Origin of the sequence: Mesoplasma tabanidae (assembly GCF_002804025.1) — a bacterium.
Lineage (GTDB): Bacteria > Bacillota_I > Bacilli_A > Mycoplasmatales > Mycoplasmataceae > Mesoplasma > Mesoplasma tabanidae.
Genome location: NZ_CP024969.1, coordinates 486,803 through 510,952, shown reverse-complemented (window position 1 = coordinate 510,952; position 24,150 = coordinate 486,803). Strand labels below are relative to the sequence as shown.

Sequence of the window (24,150 nt, the reverse complement as noted above, 5' to 3'; positions counted from 1 at the left end):
GTACAAAGTTATGTTAAAAAATAATAAAACATTTACAACAGTAGAAATAAGAAAGAATGTAGTTAAAATTAATGCTTATAGAGTATTAAACAATAACATTATTTCAATTTTTGAACATCAAATTGAAGCTAAAAATAACACTACCTTTTTAAATGATAATGGAGTTGTTAAAAATTCAGTATCTAATCAGCTTAGAAAAGAAATTTCACTAATTATTAAATCAATTATTAAAGATCAAGCTGACTTTAAAGATAATAAAATTTTCATGGTTGTACCAAGTTCAACATATAGTTTTACAACAAGAAGTCACTCAATTAACTATGAAACTCCAATTTTAATGACAGAAGAATTTGTTAATGACTTGTTTAAAAAAACAGTGAAAAAAGAACAACAATCAAATAATGCTTCTCATTTAGATGTGGAATTAATGCAAATTAAAATTGATGATAATAAGCAAGAAAAGAAAAACTTAACTATTGAAGGTAAAAAAATTGAGCTAATTGTGTCAGTTAAATCAATTTACAAAAAAGTTTATGAATCGCATAAGAATGCTATTGAAAAAGTATTTGAAGGTAAAAATTCTTATATGACAAATCTTGAAGCATTGTATAACTCAATTCAAAGACCTGGGAAAGATGAGAACGATATAATTGTTGTTCATTGAAAAGAAGATTATATAGAAGCTGGTTTATTCAAAAATGGTTCATTTATTGAGTATGCATCAACAAACATAGGAATGAATAATGTTATTAAAAAAATATCAGATGAATTTGGTTTAAGCAATGAAATGAGCAAACATTATTTATACAATAACATTAACTTTGATTCAATAAATATTTTAAAAACAGTATTTTTAAAATTTAAAAATACAATAACTGCAAAATCTCTTACAGGTGAACAAATTCAATTAATTGTAAAAGCAGCTGTTAAAAGTGCGTATAAAGAAATTAAAGAATCTTTCATTTCAACAGAAAAAATTGATTTCTCTGTAACGCCAATATTTAATTTTGGATTAATTCAAGAAATACCAAATGGAATATCTTTAATTTCAAATACTAAAATGTCATCAGATTATATTAATAAAATTAAAATAATTGGAGCTTTAAAAAATAATGAACACTATGAGAGTTATGGATTAATTAGTAAAATCACTAATAAGTTTATTACAGCTAATATTAAAGCCAAAAAACAAAAAATTACAAACACTGTTGTGAATATGCAATTCGCATTTTCTGATGAATTCAGTAGTCAAAATAAAGCAAGTAGTCATTTATATTTAAAAAATGATGGTATACTAATAGATAAAGTAGAAGCTTAAAAGAGGGGAAAACAAAATGAATAATAATACTCAAGAATTTAGCCAAAAAGCCAAGATTAAAGTTATTGGAGTTGGTGGTGGTGGAAACAACGCTGTATCAAGAATGTTTGAACAAGGAGCACATGGAGTTGATTTTTATATTGCAAATACAGATGCACAAGTTTTAGCTGGGTCAAATGTACCTAATAAGATTATTTTAGGTGAAAAATCAACTAAAGGTTTAGGAGCTGGAGCAAACCCTGAAGTAGGTAAAACAGCTGCACTAGAATCAGAAAACGAATTAAGATCTGCATTAGATGGTGCTGACTTAATCTTTGTAACTGCTGGAATGGGTGGTGGAACTGGAACAGGTGCCGCTCCAGTTATTGCAAGAATTGCTCAAGAAACAGGAGCATTGGTTGTAGCTATCGTAACTAAACCGTTTAGATTTGAAGGAAAATACAGAAATACTTTTGCTGAAGAAGGAATCATTGAATTAAAGAAATATGTTGATTCAACAATTGTTATTTCAAATGACCGTTTATTAGAATTTATTGGAGCTAAACCTATTCAAGAAGCATTTGCAGAAGCTGATGCAATTTTAAAACAAGGTGTTCAAACAATTACAGATTTAATTGCAGTGCCTGCTTTAATTAACTTAGACTTTGCTGATGTTAAAACAGTTATGTCTAAAAAAGGAAACGCATTATTCGGAATTGGATTAGGAACAGGGCCAGATAAGGCTAATTTAGCGGCAAATGATGCTATTTCATCAACTTTATTAGAAGCTGCTATTATTGGTGCTAAAGATGTTATTGTTAATGTTACTGGTGGAGAAGGTATTTCATTAAATGACGCTTATGATGTTGTTGACGTTGTTAACCAAGCAATTGATAATCCAGAAGTAAATATTGTATTTGGAGTTGCTATTAATAAAGAATTAACTGAAAAGGATGAATTAGTTGTAACTGTTATTGCTACTGGTTTTGATGAAGAAATGATCAAATCATCAGCAAGTTTAGGAACAAAATCAAATGCTACTTCAACATTTGCAAATTTAAGAACTTCAAGTCTATACAAATCAACGCATGTTGAAGAAGAACCAAAAGCTCAAACTTCATTTGAAGAAGATGTATTACACGCACACCAAACTATGCATTCTGTAAATAACACAACTTCAAATTATTCTGACGAAACTGAAGATGATTTCCCAACATTCTTGAAGTAGTAGGAGAATAAAATGAAAATTAAAGAACTATTAGAAAAAATAAAAGCTAAAAGAGTTGAATCAGGGGAAACAGATCAAGCTTTAAGCGATGTAAATGCATATAGTCTATATGATGAAGAAGTTTCAACAACTAAAGAAGAAGTTGAATATTCAAACGAAAGTGAATTAAACACAATCAATCAAGATATTCCTTCTAAAAGAACTGAAATTATAAAACCTGCTTCATTTTCTGATGCAGCAAAAATTGCTGATGAATTAAAGATTAATAAGATTGTTTTAATTGATCTTTCAGGATTAGAAAAAGCTGAAAAAAGAAGAATTATTGATTTTATTTCAGGTGTAATTTATATTAATGATGGTATTTATAAAAAAATTGAAGGTAACATTTATAAGTTAATAATTAGAAAATAAGCATTGCTTATTTTTTTATTCCATTTTTACCTTAGTGTTATAGTAAAATATTAATAAATAGAAAGAGGTTATTATGTCAGAATATTCAACATTAGCACATAAAATGATTCAAATGTGAAACTCAAGTTTTTCAAAAACAATCAGACAACGTGAAGAAGCAGCTAGTCTAAAAATTAACTTTGTTAAATCAATTAATAACCTTAATTCAATAAATAGAAACTCTAACAAAAAATTAAAAATTAAAGAATATAAAAGTCCAACAGCTAACTTTACAACTTTTTCAAAAGATGGTACAAAAATTGTTGCTAGTGTATGATTAAATCCAAAGCCAAGTAACAAATGAGTAATAGGTGTTCATGGTTTTAATTCAAGCAGATTTAACGTGCTTTACTTAACGTGACATTATCGTTCATTAGGTTATAATATTATAACTTTTGATTTTAGAAATCATGGTTCAAGTGATAGTGATGTTGTAACTTGAGGTTACAAGGAAAAATGAGATTTAATGACAATCATTTCTTGAGTAACTAAAAACTACAAACCAGATGAAATTGGTCTTGTTGGAACTAGCATGGGTGGTTTCACAATTAACTATTTAGCATTGACTGAGGAAAAATTCATTAAAGAAAATAATATAAAGTGAGCTATCGCAGATTCAGCTTATATGTCAGTTTCAAAATTACTGAGAAGAATGGTAGCCAATAATGCTCCAAAAATTTTTGAAAATTATGTTAACTTAGTATTAGAAGATATGCTAAAAATATATAAAAATGAATATGGTGTTAATCTTGTTGAACTTGATTTTATTAATCTAATTGAAGCAAAGCATAAGTATATTCCAATTATGTACATTCATAATAGATTTGATAGAGTAACAAACTTTTTAGATAGTTTTAAAATGCAGGATGTTAAAAATAACATTGAAGAATCAAATGTTAATGAATTAATTATTTATGACACAGGAATCAATCACACTAAATCAATTATTAAATTTACAGAAGATTACATTTTAAGAACTACTGAATTTGTAAAAAAACATCAAATTTAGTCGAAAATAAGATAAAATATTATTATAAAAACTAAAGGACAAGTTTTTTAAATCAATTATTTAGAGAGAGCTAGTGTTTGGTGTGAACTAGTAATAACATTTAAAAGATATCACCTTTTTTCAACAGAAAAGAAAAATTATATTGAGTAGAATTCTGCGGTGGCACCGTTAAAACCTTAAAGATGATAAATTAAGCTTTAATTTATTAATTAGGATGGTACCGCGGTCAATCGCTCCTTTATATAGGGGCGATTTTTATTTTTAAAAGGAGATTAGAAAATGAAAAATATTTATAAAGATACGTTATTAATTGGTCAAACAGATTTTGATATGAGAGCTGGATTAAAAGATAAAGAACCAGTTATTCAAGAAATATGAGAAACTAAAAAAATTTATGATCAAAAACAAAAATTAAATAAAAATAAACCATTATTTATGTTACATGATGGTCCACCATATGCAAATGGTGATTTACATATTGGTCATGCACTAAATAAAACTTTAAAAGATATGATCATCAGATGAAAAAACGCTAATGGATATTTAGCGCCTTTCATCATGGGATGAGATACTCATGGATTACCAATTGAAACAGCTGTTACTAAAATGGGGATTGATCGTAAGAAAACCCCAGCAGTTGAATTTAGAGATATGTGTAAAGATTACGCATTAAAACAAGTCGCAAATCAAGCAAACCAATTTAAACGTTTAGGTATTTTTTCAAACAGCGATGTTAAATATGTTACTTTAACACATGATTTTGAAGTTAGTGAATTAAGACTATTTCAAAAAATGTATGAAAAAGAAATGGTTTATAAAGCATTAAAACCTATTTACTGATCTCCTTCAAGTGAATCTGCTTTAGCTGAATCTGAAATTGAATATAAAGATGTTAAATCACCAACTATTTTTGTTGCTATGAAAATAGTTGAAGGAAATGCAAAAATTGATACAAACACTGAAATCGTTATCTGAACTACAACACCTTGGACTATTCCTTCAAACCAAATGGCAGCAGTTGGAGAAAATATTGAATATAACATTGTTAAAGCAAATGATAGAAAATTCATTTTGGCATCAACATTAGTTAATAAAGTAGCTGAACAAATTGGTTGAGAAAAATTTGAGATATTAGAAACTTTAAAAGGACCCCAAATTGCAGGTATCAAATATGCTCACCCATTATATGAACAAAAAATTAATCAAGTTGTAATTGGACACCACGTTACTGATGAAGCTGGAACAGGTATTGTTCACATTGCTGGTGGATTTGGTGAAGATGACTACTTAATTGTAAAACAACATGGCTTAGAGCCATTCGCCCCAATTGATGATCAAGGTAAGTTCACAAATGAAATTGCTGAATTTAACAAAGAACTAGTTGGTGTATTTTACGAAGATGCAAATAAAATTGTGGGAATGGATTTAGATGCTAAACAAAGATTATTAAAATTAAAATTTGTTTCTCATTCTTACCCACACGATTGAAGAACTAAAAAACCTGTTATCTACCGTTGTACTTCACAATGGTTTATTGGTTTAGATAAAGCAAAAGATCAAATTTTAGCAAACGTTGATAAAATAACAACAAAACCTGAATGAGCAAAAAAACGTTTATACCAAGTATTAGAAGATAGAACAGATTGAACTATTTCTCGTCAAAGATTATGAGGAGTACCAATTATTGCATTTTATGATGAAAATGACAAATTAGTATTGAACAATGAAATCTTAGGTTATGCAATTGATAAAATTGCTGAACTTGGAACAAACTCATGATTTGATAAACCAGCAGATACATTCTTACCAGAAACTTATAGAAACAAAAACCTAAGAAAAGAAAAAGATATTTTAGATGTTTGATTTGACTCTGGTTCTAGTGCTATTGCATTAAGTGAAAGATTTGAAAACTTACCATTACCATATGACTTATATTTAGAAGGTAATGATCAATATCGTGGGTGATTTAATGCATCAATGATCAACTCTACTATTTATTCAGGAAAATCTCCTTACAAAAAACTTATTTCACATGGAATGACTGTTGATGAAAAAGGAAATAAAATGTCTAAATCATTAGGTAATGGAATTGATCCTATTGAATTTGCAAATACACAAGGTGCAGATATTTTAAGGTTATGAGTTGCTTCAACAGATTATACTGATGATCAAAAAATTGGTCCTGACATTATTAAACAAATTGGTGAATCTTATAGAAAAATAAGAAATACAATGAGATTTATTTTAGCAAACTTATTTGATTTTGATCCAAGTAAGGATTATCAAACTAAACTAAGTGAAGTTGACAGGTATGCATTAAATAATTTAAGTGTTGTTAAAAATAAAGCTAGTGAAGCTTATGATAATTTAGCCTATAACCAAGTTTATAATTTAACAATTAATTATGTAACAAAAGATTTATCTTCATTCTATCTAGATTTTATTAAAGATATTTTGTATATTGAGCAAAAAGACTCACTAAGAAGAAGACAAGTTCAAACAGTTTTATATGAACAACTTTGAATGCTAATAGATTTATTAAGACCAGTGTTAATTCATACAATTGAAGAAGTTTATCAATCAATGGTTAACTTAGACAAAGTTGAATCAATTCACTTGCTTGATAATAAAGAGCAAAATTTTATTGAATCAGATGAATTTGTAGCTAAATGAAATAACATCATGATTTTAAGAGATGATGTAAATAAAGCATTAGAAATTGCAAGAGAAGACAAAATAATTAATAAAGGTTTTGAAGCTATTGTTAAAGTTTGTTTGAAAGATGAATTTAAAAATATTGAAACAGTAACTGAATTAGAAAAAATATTTATTGTTAACTCATTAAGTTTCACAAATGATTGTTCAAATTTATTAGAGCAGAAAATAGCTTCAATTGGGGTTGAACCAAAACAAGGATTCAAATGTGAAAGATGTTGAGCTATATTTGATACATTAATAAACGATGAAATTTGTGAAAGATGTAATTCAGTAGTAAAATCATTATAAATATTGTTAAAGGGGTGATAATTATGTTTAAAAACTGAATAACTAATTTAGTATTCGGACTTAAATCATATGATTTTAAATGAAAGTTTAAACTAATTGTGGCAACCCCAATTATGAGTTTTTTAATTTTATCAGATTGAATAGTTAAATGAATTGTTGTAGGAACAATGTATCAAGGAGAAAAGAAAAACTTTATAGATGGATTTTTAAATTTGAATTTTATCATTAATTTGGGTTCTGCATACGGAAGAAATGCAGATAAATTAGCGTTAACTGTTACACTAGCAAGTATATTTGTAATAGCTTTAATGATAGCATTTATATTTTTAAATGACAAAAAATGAATCATAACTTCGTCTATTCTATTGGCTGGTGGATTTGCTAATTTATTAGCAAGAGCATGAGCACCAGCGGATGTTAATGGTGTTCATGGTGGAGTTGTAGATATGTTTAGTTGAGGATTCAGTTTTTTAGGGTCTAATACATATGTATTTAATTTAGCTGATATGTGAGTTAATATTGGAATTGGATTTGGAGCAGTTTGTTTTATTATTGAAATTTTTTATATTTTCAAACCAAAAAAACAAAACAAAAAAGAAATAAATCAAGAGGTAGAAAAAAATGAAATTAAAAGCTAATGTTGAAAAAGTAAGGTTAGATAAATACTTGGTAGATGCATTAGCTGAATCTACTGAATATTCAAGAAGTTATATTCAAACTTTAATTAAAGATGGAAATATTACAGTTAATGGTAATGTTGAAACAAAACAAAACTTTAACTTAATTGGTGATATTGAAATTGAAATAACTATTCCAGAAGTTAAATCATCAACAATTAATCCTGAAAAAATTGATTTAGATATTGTTTATGAAGATGATGATATTTTAGTGGTTAATAAACCCAACAATATGGTTGTTCATCCAGGAGCTGGAAATACTGAAGGAACAATGGTTAATGCTTTATTAGGTAGAGATGCTAAATTCTTAAGTACAATTGGTGGGGTTGAAAGACCAGGTATAGTTCATAGAATTGATAAACAAACTACAGGCTTATTGATTGTTGCTAAAAATGATAAAGCTCATCAAGTATTAACTGAAATGCTAAAGAATCATGAAATTTATAAAGAATATATTGCTTTAGTTTGAGGTGAAATAAAAGAAGACAAAGGAATTATTGATGCACCAATTGGTAGACACCAAAATGATCGTAAAAAAATGATGGTTACATCGAAAAATTCAAAATATGCGGTTACTAATTTTGATGTTATTAAACGCTTAGATAAAACAACTTTAGTTAAATGTGCAATTGAGACAGGTAGAACACATCAAATTAGAGTGCACTTTAATTTTATTAAACATCCAATTGTAAATGATCCATCATATGGTAAGTTAGCTGAAAAACAAACTGATTTTGGACAAATGCTGCATGCTTATAAATTAGAATTTTTACACCCTATCACAAAAGAAATGGTAAAATTAAAAGCAGAATTACCAAAAGAATTCACAGATAAAATTATTCAGGAGGGTGGTGTTGAAAATGACTGAAAAACAATCTAACACATATCAAGCATTAGTAAAGTTTTTAAAGAAAGAATATAAATACAAAAATGTAGATAAAAAAATAAAAGAATCAAGAACTTTATTTATTAATAATTCTAATGAACATGCAATCGTTGAAGTTCAAATTCAAGGTTCAACAGAAACTTGATCAAACATTGAAATTACTGCACAAAAGAACTTTATGAATGAAAAAGTAAGAAAATTGAAAATCGTCATTAGTGAATATGAAAATAAGTTAAGTGAAGATGAAAATGAAATCTTGGTTGTTACAACACCAGAAGAACTTAAAAATAATTTAATTAAATTCTTACCATTAATTTCAAAATTAAAAGAAACTTATATTTCAAATGAAAAAGCTGCAGAAAGTAAAGAACAAGTAGAAGAATTAAGTGATGAAATTAAATTGAATAATTTTAAAATAGCATTAAATAAAATTAAAAATAATAACATTAGTTTTACTTGAATAATTTTATTTTTCTTCATTATAATGCCAGTTTCATTTACTATTATTGGTTTGTTTATGAATTTAAGCGTTTTACAAGGAGCAGCTGAAAATAGCAATGGAGTTCTAGTACCATGAGCAATAAGAGCATGACAAGCACCTATGATTATATTTGGTGGTACTAATCAGTCATTAACTATTGCTGGTGGCCAATGATGAAGAATTTTCACTTATGGTTTTAGCGCGATGGATGCAGGGAATGGGATAGTTTTTAGCGCTTTAATGATTTTTTTATTAACAACATCATTATTTTCTATCAGTAAGATTACTGAAATCATTATTGGAAATGTTTGAAAATTAGCTATTTCATTTGTTTTAGCTTATATTACACTTGGTTTTGTAGTTTCAGCTACACTACCATATACAATCACCTCTGGTTGCCTTCCAATTATTGGAATAATGGTTGGTATTTTAGCAATGAATGTTTCTGGAGAAACTTCACCAATTGCAAAATTTGGTAAAGTTAAAGTTATTTGACCAATAGTTTTAATTATTTTAGCTATTTTTAATAGTGAAGACCAATTAAGTTCTTTTTCAGTATTAATGGCAGGTATTATTTTTGGTTCAATTTTTGCAGGATTAGTTAAAAAACCAATTAAAGATTGAACTTGAAGAGAAAACATTTTAATTTTATTCTTAATAGTATTTTTAGTTGTAGGAATAGTATTTGTAGTTACTCTTAAAAAAGCACCAGCATATAATTATAGTGTTATTGCAGCTTTACAATTTTATGGAAAAAATAAAATTGGTGGGAATTTTGATCATTATAATCAAATAGCAGCAAAAATTGGATGAGTTGGTAGATTTGAAAATGGATTATGAAATGACAAAATTATTACATATTCATCAAGAATCTCAACAATTGATTTAGCTTCAATTAGTGAAGCAGTATCAAATTACAGATTAGGAATTATTTTCTAATGAAAAGAGATGATTTTTTAAGTTGAGAACAATTCTTTATGACTGTTGCTAAAGTTTGTGCAATGAGAAGTAAAGATCCATCAACTCAAGTTGGGGCTATTCTTGTGAATAATTTAAATCAAATTATTTCAACTGGTTATAATGGTTTTCCTAGGGGTGTTGATGATGATAAGTTTCCTTGATCAAGAGAAGGAGAATGAATTGATACTAAATATCCTTATGTAGCTCATGCTGAATTAAATGCTATTGTAAGCGCTAGAACCAATTTAACTGATTCTGATGTTTATGTGACACTATTTCCATGCAACGAATGTACTAAAATAATTATTCAAGCAGGTATTAAAAAAGTATTTTATCTTGAAGATAAATATAAAGATTCAATTGAAGTTAAAGCATCTAAGAGAATGTTAGATGCAGCTAAGGTTGAATATTATCAAATAAGTGATTTTAATGTAAAAATATCAATAGATTAATTAAAAACCTTACAATAGCATGTTGTAAGGTTTTTTTATGCGCTATTAATTGATAAAATTAAATAAAGTTAAAGGATGAACTATGATAGAAAAAATAGGAATTGATATTGTTGAAAATAAAAGAGTTAATTTGAGAGAAAATTTTTTAAATAAGGTTTTGTCAAAAAATGAACTTGAAAAAATTAAAATGATGTCTTCAAAAAAATCTAAGTTACAATTTGTTGCTGGTAGATGAGCAGTTAAAGAGGCTATTATTAAAACTTTGGATGCTAATCAAAATTTTCCTATGAGTAAAATTGATATTGGATATGCTGAAAAAATGCCTATTATTCTAAATAAAGAATTGAGTAATATATTAATTTCAATATCTCATGAAATAAAATATTCAGTTGGTATGGCGGTGAAACAAAATGATTAAAATGATTTGAGCACAAACAAAAGATGGTGTTATTGGGAATAATAATTCACTGCCTTGATCAATCAAAGAAGAAATGCAACATTTTAGAAGTACGACTCTAAACCAAAATGTGTTAATGGGTGGTAAAACTTTTGAGTCAATGAACTTTAAAGGATTACCAAAACGTGTTAATTATGTACTAACAAGAGATGTCAATAAATATAAAGATAAGCAAGCAGACAATTTATTCTTTATAAATAATAAAGATTTAATTGTTAATGAATTTAAAAATAATAAATTAAAAGATATTTATATAATTGGTGGTAGTCAAATTTATGAATTATTCTTTGATGAATGTGATGAAATAATAAGAAGTATTATTAAAGATCAATTTGAAGGAAATGTACATATCAAAAACTTTAACTATGATATTTTTGATAAAATAAATATAGTGGAAAAAGAACACTTTTATGTGGAATACATGAGTAGGAGAAAATAAAATGACTAAAGAAAAAGAAATTAAACAATCTGAAGCAAAAGCATCAGTATCAAAAAAATCAACAGCAAAAAAAACAGCAGTTAAAAAAAATACTGCTAAAAAAGTTGACACAGTTGAAGTTATTGAAATAAAAGAAAATAATAAAACTAAAAAGAAACAAAAACCTAAAAAGAAAAAAGAAAAGTTAAAATTAAACTTTTGAAAAATGACATACATGTGATTCCCAATGTGAAACATGATGCGTAAAGCAAAGAAAATTAATAAAAAAAATCTTAAAAGTCCTGGGTATTTTTCAGAAGAATATTGTTATAACTTTGTAAAAAAAGCTGCAAAAAGAATTTTGTATGTTTCTGATATAACAGTTAAATGTGAAGGAATTGAAAATTGATTAGATCGTGGTGTTATATTAGCACCTAACCACCAATCAAATTTTGACCCTGTAGCTCTTGTTGCTTTAAATAACTTTTATTTACAACAACCATTAGCATTTATTGCTAAAAAAGAATTATGAGAAGATAAAAAGTTTGGTAGATTTGTTCGCTTAATGGATTGCATTCCTTTAGACAGAAAAAATCCAAGAAGTGCATTGGAAGCTTTTAAAGAAGGAAAAGAATTAGTTGTTGATTTTAGACGCTCATTAGCTATATTCCCTGAAGGAACTAGAAGTCACTCACAAGAAGTAGGAGAATTCCAACCAGCAGCTTTAAAAGTAGCTCAAATGGCTAATGCTCCAGTTGTCCCTATAACAATCATTAACTCATATCAAGTATTTAGTAAAGATAGACCAAAACACATTGAAATTAAAGTTGTTTTTGGTAAACCAATTATGCCATTAAAACATATTTCATTAAAAACAGAAGACTTAACAAAAAACACAAGAAAAATAATCGTTGAAAATATGGAAAAATGAGCTGATAAAGAAATGTTATTAGATCATAAATTAATTAACAAAATTAATTTAAAAAATAGAGAAGATTTCAAAAAAACAGGTAAATCAAAACCTAAAAAAGCTAAAGACAAGAAAAAATTTAAAGATATATTTAAAGTTGTTGATTAACAACTTTTTTATTTTAAAAAAATGTAATTTTTTAAAAATTTTGCTTGTTTATTTAAAATTAATAATATAAAATAAATAATGTCCTTGTTAAAAGAGGATAGCAAAAAAAAGGCATCGCTGACTTAGCTCAGTTGGTAGAGCAATTGACTAGTAATCAATAGGTCGAAGGTTCAAGTCCTTTAGTCAGCACCATTTAAATGGAGGGGTAGCGAAGCGGTCAAACGCGGGTGGCTGTAACCCACTTCCTTTCGGTTCGGGGGTTCGAATCCCTCCCCCTCCACCATTTATTGGGCTATAGCCAAGCGGTAAGGCAAGGGACTTTGACTCCCTCATGCGCCGGTTCGAATCCTGCTAGCCCAACCAACTTTGACTCGCTAGCTCAGTCGGTAGAGCAACTGGCTTTTAACCAGTGGGTCCGGAGTTCGAGCCTCCGGCGAGTCACCATATACATCCCCAAGTGGCGGAATCGGTAGACGCAGTGGACTTAAAATCCACCGGGCTTTATCTCCCGTGCCAGTTCAAGTCTGGCCTTGGGGACCATTTATAAATAAAATCAACCTTAGGGTTGTTTTTTTATTTAAGTTGATAAGAAAATAAAAAATAGGATCACAAGTCCTATTAGTATCTATTTAGATTGTATGAATAAGATGATGAATCTGATTCTGATGACGTTTTAGAATCTCTGATAACTCAATTATCTCAGTGTTCTCATTTTCAATTACCTTTTGATTTACTATTTAAATCAAAGCTTGTATTTGTTGATTCATATGTAGTAGTCATAACATTTTTAGTATGAACAACATTCATAATACTTTCATTAAATTTATGAGTTAAATCTGTTGAATCATATTTTTTTGATCTTAACGATGTATTATCACCAGGTTTAATTTGATTAGCGTAAACCTCAAATCCATTAAGATAACCAACAAATTCACCGTTTCTTATTATTAAAAATAAAGGACCTTTTGAACTCTTTATAGCATCAACTCTTGAATTAATTTCTTCATTTATTGTTTTAATTTTAGTCGCATCTTTGGTTTTGTCTCATATAGTTTGACCATTTTTTGAGTATACCATTCTAGCGACAGAAGGTTTTATTCAATCATTTAAGATTTTTTTAGTTGCTTTATCTGTTCAAAGATCACTAACGGTTTCAACAGTTGTACCATGCATTTCTATTTTTTCACCAGTTGCTTTTGCACTAAAAGTCATTAAATCTGTTTGATTTTCAAAATATCATAATTTCTTCTTTTTATTATAAGTTACACTAGTTTGAGCTAAATTCAAACCATCTTCACCGTTTTCATCATTAGATTCAAAAGTATTACCTATTTTTTTAAAATTTCCAGCAAAATCATTACTTGATCCATTTGCCTCATTCACTTTGGCAAATGCTTCGTCTAAACTTGCATTTTGACTAACAACTGTTGCTTCTTTCAATGCATATTCAAATGATAAAGAAGAAAGGTTGTCTTGAGCCCCTATATAGTAAACAAGAGTTGATCCATTCTTTTGTACTTCACCATTTTTATCTAATGTTGGTCTTGTAGCGTTAGCTAATTTTGCAAAATTTTCATATTCTGGAACTGTCGTATTCCCACAAGCAACAACAACTGATGCTGATGCTGCAGTCAAAGTAGTAGCTCCTAAAAGGGCTATTAATTTTTTCATAATTCCTCCTTAAGATAAATGATTGAAATCATTATTAATATTTTACTATAAAACATTAAAAATAACCAAATTAATTATTTAATAATAAAATAATTGCCTATCTAACTTGTAAAAAATCATAAAGATTGATATTATTAAATAGATATTGTATGTATACAAGAAAAGTTTAGCGAGGTGACGTTTATGCGTGAAAAATATATTCTACGTTGTACAGAATGTAAAAATGAAAATTACATTGGTAAAAACGATAAGAAAAAAGAAAAAATAGAAGTTAAAAAATTCTGCAGTAACTGTAACAAACACGAATTACATAAACAAAAAAAATAGTTTTAACTATTTTATTTTTTTATTTAATGGCAAAATAATAATAAATTAAATAAGGAGTATTTATGAAAAAACAACAAATAGTAAATCAATTATTAGAATTAAATTCAGCTGAGGCAATTTTGTTTTATTCACCTGAAAATAGATACTGATTTTCAAGATTTAAATCATCTTTAGGTTATTTATTAATAACTAAAACAAAAAGTTACTTATTAGTTGATGGAAGATATATAACAGCAGCAAGAAATTCAAAGAATATTCCAGCTGAAATTGAAATTAGAGAGTTTTCAAGTAATTTATTTACCCAAATGAAAGAAATTTTAAAAGAACATAATGTTCACAAATTAGGTTTTGAATCTGATTGAGTTCATTATGCTGAATTTGAAAAATATGCATCAATTTTTACAGATCAAACTTTGGTTCCAATTAATTGTTCAGAAATTAGAATAGTTAAAGATGAATGAGAAATTGAGCAACTACAAAAAGCATGTGATATAACAAATGAAGTTTTTGAAGCAATTCTTGAATATGTAAAACCAGGAATGACTGAAAAAGAATTACAAAGATTTATTGATAATGAATTTTTAGTAAAAGGTGCTGAAAAAATCTCATTTGATACTATTATTGCATCTGGTGTCAACGGAAGCATGCCTCACGCTGTTCCAACTGACAAAAAAATTGAAATTGGAGATCTTGTAACTATTGATATGGGATGTTATTACAATGGATATTGTTCAGATCAAACAAGAACTATTGCTATTGGTGAAATTGATGCTAAATTAGAAGACATTTATAATGCAGTTTATGAAGCACAATCAATAGGGATAAGTCTAGTATCTGAAGGTGTTAATGCTGGGCAAATACATAAGCAAGTTTATGATTTCATTGAGCAAAAAGGATATGGAGGATACTTCACACATGGTTTAGGTCATGGTTATGGAGTTGAAATTCATGAAGAACCTTATGCATCAGCTGCTGGTAATACTGTTTTAAAAGAAAACATGACTTTAACAATTGAACCTGGTATTTATATTCCAGGTTTAGGTGGAGTTAGAATAGAAGATGACATTCTTGTTTTAAAAGAAGGTTATAGAATGCTAACAACAGCCAAAAGAGAACTAGTAAAACTAAAGTTTTAAATTGTAAATGGAAGTGCAACACTTATAACCGAATGTCTCGAATAATTGATTAGCAGTTTTATGGCTAAGCAGTTATTCGAGACATTTTATTTATTTGTGATAGTAATGAGTTAATCGTATCATCATTTAAATTAGAAAAGTTTGTTGATTTTGGATATTCTCTTCTCATTAGTCCATTGAAATTTTCATTTGTCCCACGTTCACAAGAAGCATAAGTATTACACGTATATAATTTGACATTAATTTTATTAGTAATTTCATGTAATAAATTGAATTCCATACCATTATCTTTTGTGATACTTTTTAGCATAATATTTTTTTTATTAATAAGTTCTAAAAATTTTTCATTTGTATGCTTCATTGTTCTATTTTTTAATTTAATCGCAAAAGCTTTTCTAGTTAATCTTTCAACTAAAGTTAAAATATAACCACTGTTTTTTTCACCAACAATTAGATCAACTTCATAGTGGCCAAACTCTGAACGATTGTTTATTCATTTAGGTCTAAACGAAATAGGTATTGAATTTAAGTTAGCTATTTTTTTAAAGGGTTCATTGTATTTACTTGACTTATCTCATCATAATCTAGGTCTCAACAAATGTTTAGGTTTAATCTTTAACTGATTTGTATTGATTCAATTGTAAGCAGTTTTTGTTGTTGGCGTGTTTATACCAAATTGTTTGGCTTTAAAAACACAAATATCAATACTTGAATATTTTTTACTAAAATTGGAGTATAAATATTGAATAAAGTTTTGATAATTTTTTGTTTCATTTAAATGAGATTTTTGATTATTTATTTCTCTTGAGAATTGTGCATCTTTTGCTGTATAAATTTCACTAGCTTTATTTCTTTTTATTTCTCTATAAATTGTTGATCTATTTTTATTCAATTCTTTTGCAATATAAGCAATACTTTTCAGCCATTTAATAAATATTCAATCAAATATCTATCTTTTTTATTTAGTTGTTTATAATTATTCATGTGAATACTCCTTTGTGCTTTGAACGGTTATTGAGGTATTCACTTTTTTTATGCAAAAAAGGAAGTGACTCATGAAAATATTTTCTCACAAGTGTTGCACTTCCAATTACAATTGATAACTTAAGTTTTACTATAATGATCATCTAAAATAAAAGCTTACAAAATCAACGTTTAAACTTCAATAAAACTAATTCGAATAAAAGATGTTACAATCAAAAATGCAGCTTTATTCTCTATGAGAAAATAATCTTATAAGAATTGCAGTTTTTTTGATATAAAAAGCAATCCTTGACCATTCAAAGTTCAAGTAAGTTACAATGAATAATTATAAATAAATATGTTTCTTTTATAGCTGATGAATTAATGAGATAGATCAAAAATTTACAGATAAAGCATTGACAGAAGAATTCTTGAATAATGGTAAATTAATGAAAAAATATCTAATATGAATTCTATTCCAATTACCTATAGACCTAGAAGCATCAATCAAAGAAAAGATATTCGTCATTTTAAAATTGATTTAGTTGTTAGCTTTGGTAATAGTTCAAAAGCCATAATGACAATAGTTGAAAGTACACGAAAAGGCTTAACAAATTTAAATGCCTCGTAATTCATGAACTATAATCAGTTCGCGAATTACGAGGCATTCGGTTAGAAGTGTTATACTTCTAATTTTAATTTATATTTCTTGTTAATAAAAAAGTTTTTTTATGTATTTGAAAAAACTTTTTAGTACTACATTTTTTGTATTCGTTAATATTTTCTTCTAAGATACAATTTAGATTGACCACCATTTTTATAATAGAATGAATCTTTTTTTACTTTTATGACATAGTAACCTGAATATCATTCTGGATAAGATGAACTTGAACCATTAACTCACTCTACTATTTCAACATCATCTCACTGATAAAGATTATTAAATTGGGGATCTTTTCCACTTTTAAAGTAATTATATGCATCTTCTAATGTTTCCACTTTTTCAATCATAATTGTCTTACTTGTACTATTTATACTTGCAATAATATCAATTTTTTTAAGGGTGAATGTTAAAGCCATTTTAGTTTCAAAGTAAACTTTAGAATCTTTTTTAACGCTTAAGTCAAATTTACAGTTATTTTCGTCTGAATAATTTATATTTAAAATTTCAATCTCGTTAGTATTTAAATTTGGATTATTTATAACTAATGCTTTTAATAAATTTAAATTGATTTTATCTCTAGTGGTTTGTATCTGACCAATATTTGTTTTATTTACATGTGTTGCTAGTGCTACACGAACATCTCTTTCAAAGCTTATAATTAATGATTCGACAAAGTATATGCTAGAATTTTGGTTAACATTAACTTTTGCGCTTTTATTTGTTATTTCTGTAAGTTCAATCTCATCAATTTTTAAATTTGCATTTTTTTCTAAAATTTTGTTTTTAATAGTTTGTTGAGCTTCTGTTTCTTTTCAAGCAAAGTAACCTAAATCAGTTACTATTAAATCAGTTTTAATTGATATTCTTCCATCGATTTTTGCTTGGATGGTGATTGTTTTTGTTTCGGTTGTGTTGTCTGATCATTTTGCTTTGTTGCTGTCTTTTATTTTTAGTTTGATTGTTAAATCAGCATTACCAAAGATTGTTGTTGAAGTTGATGTTACACTATCAAATATGATTTCTTCTGGTAGGTTTTTGTATTCTTTAGTGTAGTTTAAAGCTTCTTCAACTGATTTGAATTGTTTTGCTTGTATATAAGTGTTAATTTCGCTATTAACTTTATTTAGATCTACAATGCTTCTTCCATCGATTTTTGCTTGGATGGTGATTGTTTTTGTTTCGGTTGTGTTGTCTGATCATTTTGCTTTGTTGCTGTCTTTTATTTTTAGTTTGATTGTTAAATCAGCATTACCAAAGATTGTTGTTGAAGTTGATGTTACACTATCAAATATGATTTCTTCTGGTAGGTTTTTGTATTCTTTAGTGTAGTTTAAAGCTTCTTCAACTGATTTGAATTGTTTTGCTTGTATATAAGTGTTAATTTCGCTATTAACTTTATTTAGATCTACAATGCTTCTTCCATCGATTTTTGCTTGGATGGTGATTGTTTTTGTTTCGGTTGTGTTGTCTGATCATTTTGCTTTGTTGCTGTCTTTTATTTTTAGTTTGATTGTTAAATCAGCATTACCAAAGATTGTTGTTGAAGTTGATGTTACACTATCAAATATGATTTCTTCTGGTAGGTTTTTGTATTCTTTAGTGTAGTTTAAAGCTTCTTCAACTGATTTGAATTGTTTTGCTTGTATATAAGTGTTAATTTCGCTATTAACTTTATTTAGATCTACTTCATTTCTACTATCAATAGCTACTGAAACTTCAGCGTTTATATCATCAACTGTTTCATCAACTCATTTATTTTTTTTAGGTTCTTTTAATTTTAAATCATAGCTCAAACTTATTTGTTTAGTGTCTATTTTTGTAATATTTGATAAGGGTTTAACATTTATTATTTCAACATCATTTTTTAAAGTGAAATCAACATTTTTTAATTCATTTGTAGCTTCACTAATTGTTTCATAATGTTTATTATTAAGATTAAGTTTTTCTTTGATTTCATTTTTAATAGATTCAGAGTCAATTTTATTTCTTTCGTCAATATTTGTTTTTATGTATAAACCTTCTGTTGATTGTTGTTGAATATCTCATTTATATTTATCGTCTAACGAAACCTTAACATTATATTTTTGTTGATAAATTTTACTATCTTCAGGTTTAATTGCATTAGTAGGTTCAACATAAATAACATTTGCTCCAGTTATAATTTCATTGTTTAATAAAATTTCTCTTTGTGCTTTAATTTCTGAATCAAATATTTTATTTTCATAGCGTTTATTTAATTCTTGCTGTATTAAATTAGTTGATATTTCAATGCGTTCATCAATGAATGCAGTCATAGTTAATAACATATCAGGCTTATCACTATTTTCTCATTGATATAAACTAAAATCAGTTATCTTTACAATAATGTTAAATGTTCTTAGTCCAAAATGTAATCCATCATTAATAGGGCGCATTTGAGCAGAATATTCAATACCTTTAATGTTATTAGTTTTAATTAGTTTAACAACATCTTCTTCATTTTTAAAAGTATTGTTCAATTGTTCTTGCAAATTTTGTTTAATTTCACTAACTTTTAAAATCTTTATGTTTTCATTAATTCTAAAATTTTGGCTAATTGAACTTAAAATAGGATAAGAAGCTGTTGAAGTCCCTGTAACAAAAATTCCTATTCCTAGTATTGATAATAATTTTTTCATAAATTACTCCTTTCCTTTTATTACTATTTGTAAGATTACTTCTTCTCTTGTTTCATCTGATCAGTAATAGTCATTATTTAAATTAATTTTTAACGTTAAAATACTTGTTTGCATGTTGAAATTATCTTTACTTATATTAATTGTTTCAATTTGATAATTAAATTCACTAATATATGTGTCTAGCTCTAATTCAGATACAAAAATATAATCTTCAAAATATTGATTAATATGTTTAATTGTTTTTGCTAAACTAACAATTTTATTAGATAAATTAACTTGCTTTGATATTTCAATATCATCTTGTGTTTGATCATCTCAAACATAATCGTTCTCTATTCCAAAAATAAAAATATAATTATTTTCTTCTTGCTGATTTTGGTCAAGAAAAGCCGATTTAAAAATTATATTTTCAAAATCTGCAAATTCTTTATTAACTTTTGCAATTAGGTCACTTTCATTATTAAATGAAAGATTTAAAATTTGATTTAGTCGTGTTTCAACTTCTTGTTTTTTAACAATTTTATTGTTCTTAATTAAAACCTGCTGTTCAAAACTACGCTCTAGATCATCTTTATTTTCATCTCATTCATGTCCTTCGTTAGGAACCAATTTAATTCGTGTTTCAATTTTTGAGAACGCACTTTTTTCTCTTGTTGAAGTTTTTTCAATAGTTACTAAAACTTGCTTATTTGCATTTTCTTTAACATCTTTTTCAAAATCATTAAAACTATCATAGATTTTGTCTTTAACAAGATTCTGAATAAATAAACGTTGCTCATTAAAACTTATTTTTTTAATTCTTTGTGTTGTTTGACCTGTTACAGTAATAATTGTTATTGTTGTAGCAGTTATTGACAATAAACAAGCAAGCAATAATAAAAGTAAAATTAATCATTTCTTTTTTCTTTTTATTTTCTTTAGCTGTCAATATTTGCCTGTTCATTCTGTTGCTTGCATTTTTTCTTTCAAAGTTTTACTAGGAGTAAATTTAACTATTCTTAATTGCTTTTTGTTTTTTACAACTTTTAAACTACCAAAATCTCGAATAGTTATTATTTGTTGATTAAAAAGTTCATTTTGGATACTTTCAAGAGTTCTATTAACAACATTTGTAATTTTTATTTTACTTATTTCTTGATGCTTAATATCAAGTGCATTGATTATGTCTTTCTTATAAACTTTATTATATTTAGATTTACTAATTCAAAGTCTAAAGTATTTTTTTATTCACAGATGCTTATTATAATTCTTTAATGTATTTAATTTTCTTTTCATTATTTTAATTTCCTAGAAGTGTTACTTTTGTTGGTTTGTTTGTTCCATCTGTTCAAGTATAATCTTCATTTGGTGTTAATTCTAAAATAATTATTCATCCTTCAGTTTCGTTTCCGGTGATACTTACTTCTTTAATAAGCAATCCATCAATTTCAATTTCTTCAATAAATTTCTTTACTTCATCAGTGCTTTTAAATTTTTGTTCATTAAACTTTGTTTTTAAAACTTTGTGAACATTACTTAAACTTAATCTTGTATCAATAATTTTTGAATCAATTTGAAATGATTTAGGTAAATTATTGTCGTCCTTATCATCTCATCGATGCTGTGCATCCAAGATAACTTGTATAGTTACTTTTGCATCATCATTAACTTGAGTAACTGCAACATTTGTAATCATAGAACCATCAATTGTTTCAATTTGTAATACTTGATTTACTAGATCTGCTTCTGTGTTAAATTTTTTATTAACTAATGCATCAGATAGTTTTTTTTCAACATCAGCTTGTTTAATTTCAGTTCTTATATCAATAATAGTTTCTAAATTTATAGTTTTGCTTTCGATTGTTTCATCACTTCACTTGTATTTTTCATCATTAATGGTTGCTTTGATTTTGTATTCTTTTTTATAGACTGGGTCATTTGTTAAAATTGATGAATCGCTTTCAACTTGAAGTGAAATTTTTTTATCCTTTATAACTTCTAAGCTAGATATGTCACTATAGTTATTAATCGCGTCTAATGCTTCTTTTTCAGAATAAAACTTACGTTGATTATATTCATTAAGTGGTATTTTAGCCATTATATCTTGTTGAATATCTCCAACTTTAATTTCTTGTCTTTGATCAATTTTCAAAGTAACTTCAAATTGTTTTGTACTTAATTCTTTTTGATTAGAATGATTTCATTTATTTTCTTCATTTAAAATAATTTCAACTAAAAACGTTACTTCTTGATTAATAAATACTTCATGGGCTATTGATTCATCTTTAATATTAACATTTAAAATTTCACCATCATTGTATTGAGTTTTTAAAATAGTTTTGATTGCATTATTTATAGTTTTATAATATCTTTGATGTTCAACTTTCTCTTCTGTTGCTGGGATTGTTTCACTAAGCGGTGTAAATAAACTTGAAATTTGACTATCATCAATTTCTGTTCTTTCATCGACACTAATTACTGTTGAAATTGTTAATTCATTTTCTAAACTAGTGTTATCTCATGAAAAATTTTCTTCTAAAGCAAGTTTAATGTTTATATTAAACATTCCATTTTTAATTGTGCCTTCACTTAAAAGAGTGTTTTCAAATGAAATTGTAGTTCCTTTTGTTTTATTGTTTAAAATTTCATTTTGAGCTTCACTAAATGACTTAAAAGTTCTTTTTTGAGCTGAACTATGAATTTTGTTAATAACATCATTGGCAATTAATTTTGTGTTATTAACATCATTTTCACCTTGTTCATTTGGCTTTTCTTCAGGCAAAATAACATTTTCTTTTTTGTTATTTGTGTTAATTGAATAAAATGATGTAGTTGATGTTGATATTAATGATATTGCAGTTATTAGTCCTAATAATTTTTTCATTTTATTTCTCCTTTGTTTTGTTAACGATTAGCTTTAAAATAATGTCGTCATTAATTATGCTGTTATCGTCTAATAATCAATAGTGATCATTAATTAAATTTATGTTAATTTGAATTATCATGTCATTTTCAAGTGGTTTGCTTAAATCAAAATCAGTTATTTTAAGCTGATATTGATCATTTTCTTTGTTCAATCTTTCAAGTTCAGTATTTAACTCATCATAAGTGGTGAACTTCTGCTGTTCAAAATTTATTTTTATTTTTTTAATTTCATTAACCAGCAAAATTTTGTTGTTAATAATATAAATGTCGTCAGTAAAAATAAATTTTTTAGTTTCGTTTGTTCTTGTTGAAATTCATTTGTATCTACTATCTAAACCTATTTCAAACTCTAATGAGTAAAATTCTTTTTTATTTTTTGAAGAGTTTGTTTTTAACTTTTGTGTTGTTTTTATAATATAGCTTCCTTTTATATTGTTGTCATTAATAGCTTGTGCATTATAAGCAACAAAAGTTTCATTAATTACTTGATCAATTGATAGCATACTTGAATAATTAATCTGTTGAATTATTTTGCTTAATGCTTGATTCACATTTTGCTCATCAATTAAAATTGAAAAGTCTTTCTTAATTTTTATATCTTTCATTATATACTCATCATCATTTCCATCATTTCATTTATAAAGCTCATTGTTCAAACTAGCTCTTACATCAATATATTCATTTATTTCTTTTTCTGGATTAACTAGATTTAGATTTATAGCGTCTTTAGTTGGAATAAATTGCTTAGCGATTTTTTCTAAATCAATTTGTATATCACTTGTAAAAGCATATTCTTTAAAACTTAATTGTTTTCTTGTAAATTGTTCTAAATCTTGTTTATTAATTATTTTTCTATTATCGATACTTAGCAAATAAGTTTCTTTTTGTTGTTCGTTATTTAGCTCTGTTTGAATTCAAAAATATTTGTATTTTAGTTTAAAATTTACTTGAATGTTGATTTCATATTGTTGACTAGTATGAGAATTAATTAACATAGATTGGTTATCTTTTAAACTTGCAAACAGTTCAACACCTTCAAGCTCAAGTTGATTAATCTCTCTTTGATAATTATCGATACTTGTAAATGTATTATCATTTGTATATTGTTTAACTTTTTGCTCAGTTTTAACAAAATCTATGAAATATTTGTGCGTATCATTTAATTGATTTACCCAAAAAATTAACCCTAAAAATAAACATATGAAAAACAATAGGATAATTATTAATGATGTTTTTTGTTTTTTATTATTAAAAATATTTTCATTCAATTTTGTTATCCTCCTTTTTGTTTGATCTTTTTTTGCTAATATTAAAAAATAACTATTAGCTGCCACTTTTAGATATCTGTTAATAAAATTCACTTATTAAATTAAACATATACCTACAATAGTGTTACTTCTAATACTATTTTTTTTTTTTTTTTGTCAAG

At 26.5% G+C, this 24,150-nt stretch carries 20 protein-coding genes, 5 tRNA genes, 1 pseudogene and 1 other annotated feature; of the genes and pseudogenes, 20 read left to right on the top strand and 6 right to left on the bottom strand.

Annotation, left to right across the window (positions count from 1 at the left end):
* The first annotated feature begins 10 nt into the window (after positions 1–10).
* From MTABA_RS02295 to MTABA_RS02215, 17 genes are all read left to right on the top strand, one after another.
* Complete coding sequence (locus tag MTABA_RS02295; protein WP_100679577.1) at positions 11–1,318, top strand: hypothetical protein; 1,308 nt, start codon at positions 11–13, stop codon at positions 1,316–1,318.
* Positions 1,319–1,334: 16 nt separating this feature from the next.
* Positions 1,335–2,525 carry a cell division protein FtsZ gene (gene ftsZ, locus MTABA_RS02290; RefSeq protein ID WP_100679576.1) on the top strand — a complete coding sequence of 397 codons (1,191 nt, stop codon included), beginning with the start codon at positions 1,335–1,337 and terminating at the stop codon, positions 2,523–2,525.
* Positions 2,526–2,537: 12 nt separating this feature from the next.
* Positions 2,538–2,936 (top strand): cell division protein SepF, encoded by a 399-nt coding sequence (gene sepF / locus MTABA_RS02285; RefSeq protein ID WP_167373327.1) that lies wholly within the window; start codon positions 2,538–2,540, stop codon positions 2,934–2,936.
* A gap of 70 nt (positions 2,937–3,006) precedes the next feature.
* Positions 3,007–3,984 carry an alpha/beta hydrolase gene (locus MTABA_RS02280; protein ID WP_167373360.1) on the top strand — a complete coding sequence of 326 codons (978 nt, stop codon included), beginning with the start codon at positions 3,007–3,009 and terminating at the stop codon, positions 3,982–3,984.
* Positions 3,985–4,010: 26 nt separating this feature from the next.
* Positions 4,011–4,225, top strand: a binding site (T-box leader).
* Between the two features lie 38 nt (positions 4,226–4,263).
* Complete coding sequence (gene ileS, locus MTABA_RS02275; protein WP_100679574.1) at positions 4,264–6,990, top strand: isoleucine--tRNA ligase; 2,727 nt, start codon at positions 4,264–4,266, stop codon at positions 6,988–6,990.
* A gap of 23 nt (positions 6,991–7,013) precedes the next feature.
* Complete coding sequence (locus MTABA_RS02270; RefSeq protein WP_100679573.1) at positions 7,014–7,628, top strand: signal peptidase II; 615 nt, start codon at positions 7,014–7,016, stop codon at positions 7,626–7,628.
* Complete coding sequence (locus tag MTABA_RS02265; RefSeq protein WP_100679572.1) at positions 7,612–8,547, top strand: RluA family pseudouridine synthase; 936 nt, start codon at positions 7,612–7,614, stop codon at positions 8,545–8,547. Before MTABA_RS02270 ends, MTABA_RS02265 begins: the two co-directional genes overlap by 17 nt.
* A complete protein-coding gene (locus tag MTABA_RS02260; protein WP_100679571.1) occupies positions 8,528–9,973 on the top strand; it encodes an MFS transporter in 1,446 nt (481 codons plus the stop codon). The genes MTABA_RS02265 and MTABA_RS02260 overlap by 20 nt, the downstream gene beginning before the upstream one ends.
* On the top strand, positions 9,973–10,446 hold the full coding sequence (locus MTABA_RS02255) for a deoxycytidylate deaminase (protein WP_100679570.1): 474 nt from the start codon (positions 9,973–9,975) through the stop codon (positions 10,444–10,446). The genes MTABA_RS02260 and MTABA_RS02255 overlap by 1 nt, the downstream gene beginning before the upstream one ends.
* Before the next feature lie 82 nt (positions 10,447–10,528).
* Positions 10,529–10,864, top strand: coding sequence for a holo-ACP synthase (locus MTABA_RS02250; protein WP_100679569.1), 336 nt, complete (start codon positions 10,529–10,531; stop codon positions 10,862–10,864).
* Positions 10,857–11,342, top strand: coding sequence for a dihydrofolate reductase (locus tag MTABA_RS02245; RefSeq protein WP_100679568.1), 486 nt, complete (start codon positions 10,857–10,859; stop codon positions 11,340–11,342). The genes MTABA_RS02250 and MTABA_RS02245 overlap by 8 nt, the downstream gene beginning before the upstream one ends.
* Position 11,343: 1 nt before the next feature.
* Entirely contained in the window at positions 11,344–12,399 is a 1,056-nt protein-coding gene (locus MTABA_RS02240) for a lysophospholipid acyltransferase family protein (RefSeq protein WP_100679567.1), read from the top strand.
* Positions 12,400–12,515: 116 nt separating this feature from the next.
* A tRNA-Thr gene (locus MTABA_RS02235) sits at positions 12,516–12,591 on the top strand.
* A gap of 7 nt (positions 12,592–12,598) precedes the next feature.
* Positions 12,599–12,682 (top strand) — tRNA-Tyr (locus MTABA_RS02230).
* A gap of 5 nt (positions 12,683–12,687) precedes the next feature.
* Positions 12,688–12,762, top strand: a tRNA-Gln gene (locus tag MTABA_RS02225).
* Positions 12,763–12,767: 5 nt separating this feature from the next.
* Positions 12,768–12,843: transfer RNA gene (locus tag MTABA_RS02220), tRNA-Lys, on the top strand.
* Between the two features lie 7 nt (positions 12,844–12,850).
* Positions 12,851–12,939 (top strand) — tRNA-Leu (locus MTABA_RS02215).
* A 78-nt stretch (positions 12,940–13,017) separates the two neighbouring features.
* On the opposite strand, the gene MTABA_RS02210 is transcribed toward MTABA_RS02215, so the two are convergent.
* Positions 13,018–14,070, bottom strand: coding sequence for a lipoprotein (locus MTABA_RS02210; RefSeq protein WP_100679566.1), 1,053 nt, complete (start codon positions 14,068–14,070; stop codon positions 13,018–13,020).
* A 183-nt stretch (positions 14,071–14,253) separates the two neighbouring features.
* On the opposite strand from MTABA_RS02210, the gene rpmG reads away from it, so the two are divergent.
* Both rpmG and MTABA_RS02200 read left to right on the top strand, forming a co-directional pair.
* On the top strand, positions 14,254–14,397 hold the full coding sequence (gene rpmG, locus MTABA_RS02205; RefSeq protein ID WP_011183279.1) for a 50S ribosomal protein L33: 144 nt from the start codon (positions 14,254–14,256) through the stop codon (positions 14,395–14,397).
* 62 nt (positions 14,398–14,459) lie between these two features.
* On the top strand, positions 14,460–15,533 hold the full coding sequence (locus tag MTABA_RS02200; protein WP_100679565.1) for an aminopeptidase P family protein: 1,074 nt from the start codon (positions 14,460–14,462) through the stop codon (positions 15,531–15,533).
* Here the strand turns inward: MTABA_RS02200 and MTABA_RS02195 are convergent.
* Positions 15,522–16,517: pseudogene (locus tag MTABA_RS02195) on the bottom strand (IS30 family transposase). The gene MTABA_RS02200 and the pseudogene MTABA_RS02195 sit on opposite strands and share 12 nt — an antisense overlap.
* 445 nt (positions 16,518–16,962) lie before the next feature.
* On the opposite strand from MTABA_RS02195, the gene MTABA_RS03850 reads away from it, so the two are divergent.
* The gene (locus MTABA_RS03850) at positions 16,963–17,127 is read left to right on the top strand and encodes a hypothetical protein (protein WP_157799983.1); all 165 of its coding nucleotides are present in this window, start codon (positions 16,963–16,965) and stop codon (positions 17,125–17,127) included.
* A gap of 143 nt (positions 17,128–17,270) precedes the next feature.
* On the opposite strand, the gene MTABA_RS02190 is transcribed toward MTABA_RS03850, so the two are convergent.
* From MTABA_RS02190 to MTABA_RS02175, 4 genes are read right to left on the bottom strand one after another with little or no spacing between them, the layout of a single operon-like run.
* A complete protein-coding gene (locus MTABA_RS02190) occupies positions 17,271–19,817 on the bottom strand; it encodes an SSURE domain-containing protein (RefSeq protein ID WP_100679563.1) in 2,547 nt (848 codons plus the stop codon).
* Between the two features lie 3 nt (positions 19,818–19,820).
* Positions 19,821–21,092, bottom strand: a complete 1,272-nt coding sequence (locus MTABA_RS02185; RefSeq protein ID WP_100679562.1) for an HU family DNA-binding protein — start codon at positions 21,090–21,092, stop codon at positions 19,821–19,823.
* A gap of 4 nt (positions 21,093–21,096) precedes the next feature.
* Positions 21,097–22,680 carry a hypothetical protein gene (locus tag MTABA_RS02180; protein ID WP_100679561.1) on the bottom strand — a complete coding sequence of 528 codons (1,584 nt, stop codon included), beginning with the start codon at positions 22,678–22,680 and terminating at the stop codon, positions 21,097–21,099.
* Position 22,681: 1 nt separating this feature from the next.
* On the bottom strand, positions 22,682–23,989 hold the full coding sequence (locus MTABA_RS02175; RefSeq protein ID WP_100679560.1) for a hypothetical protein: 1,308 nt from the start codon (positions 23,987–23,989) through the stop codon (positions 22,682–22,684).
* Positions 23,990–24,150: the final 161 nt, after the last annotated feature.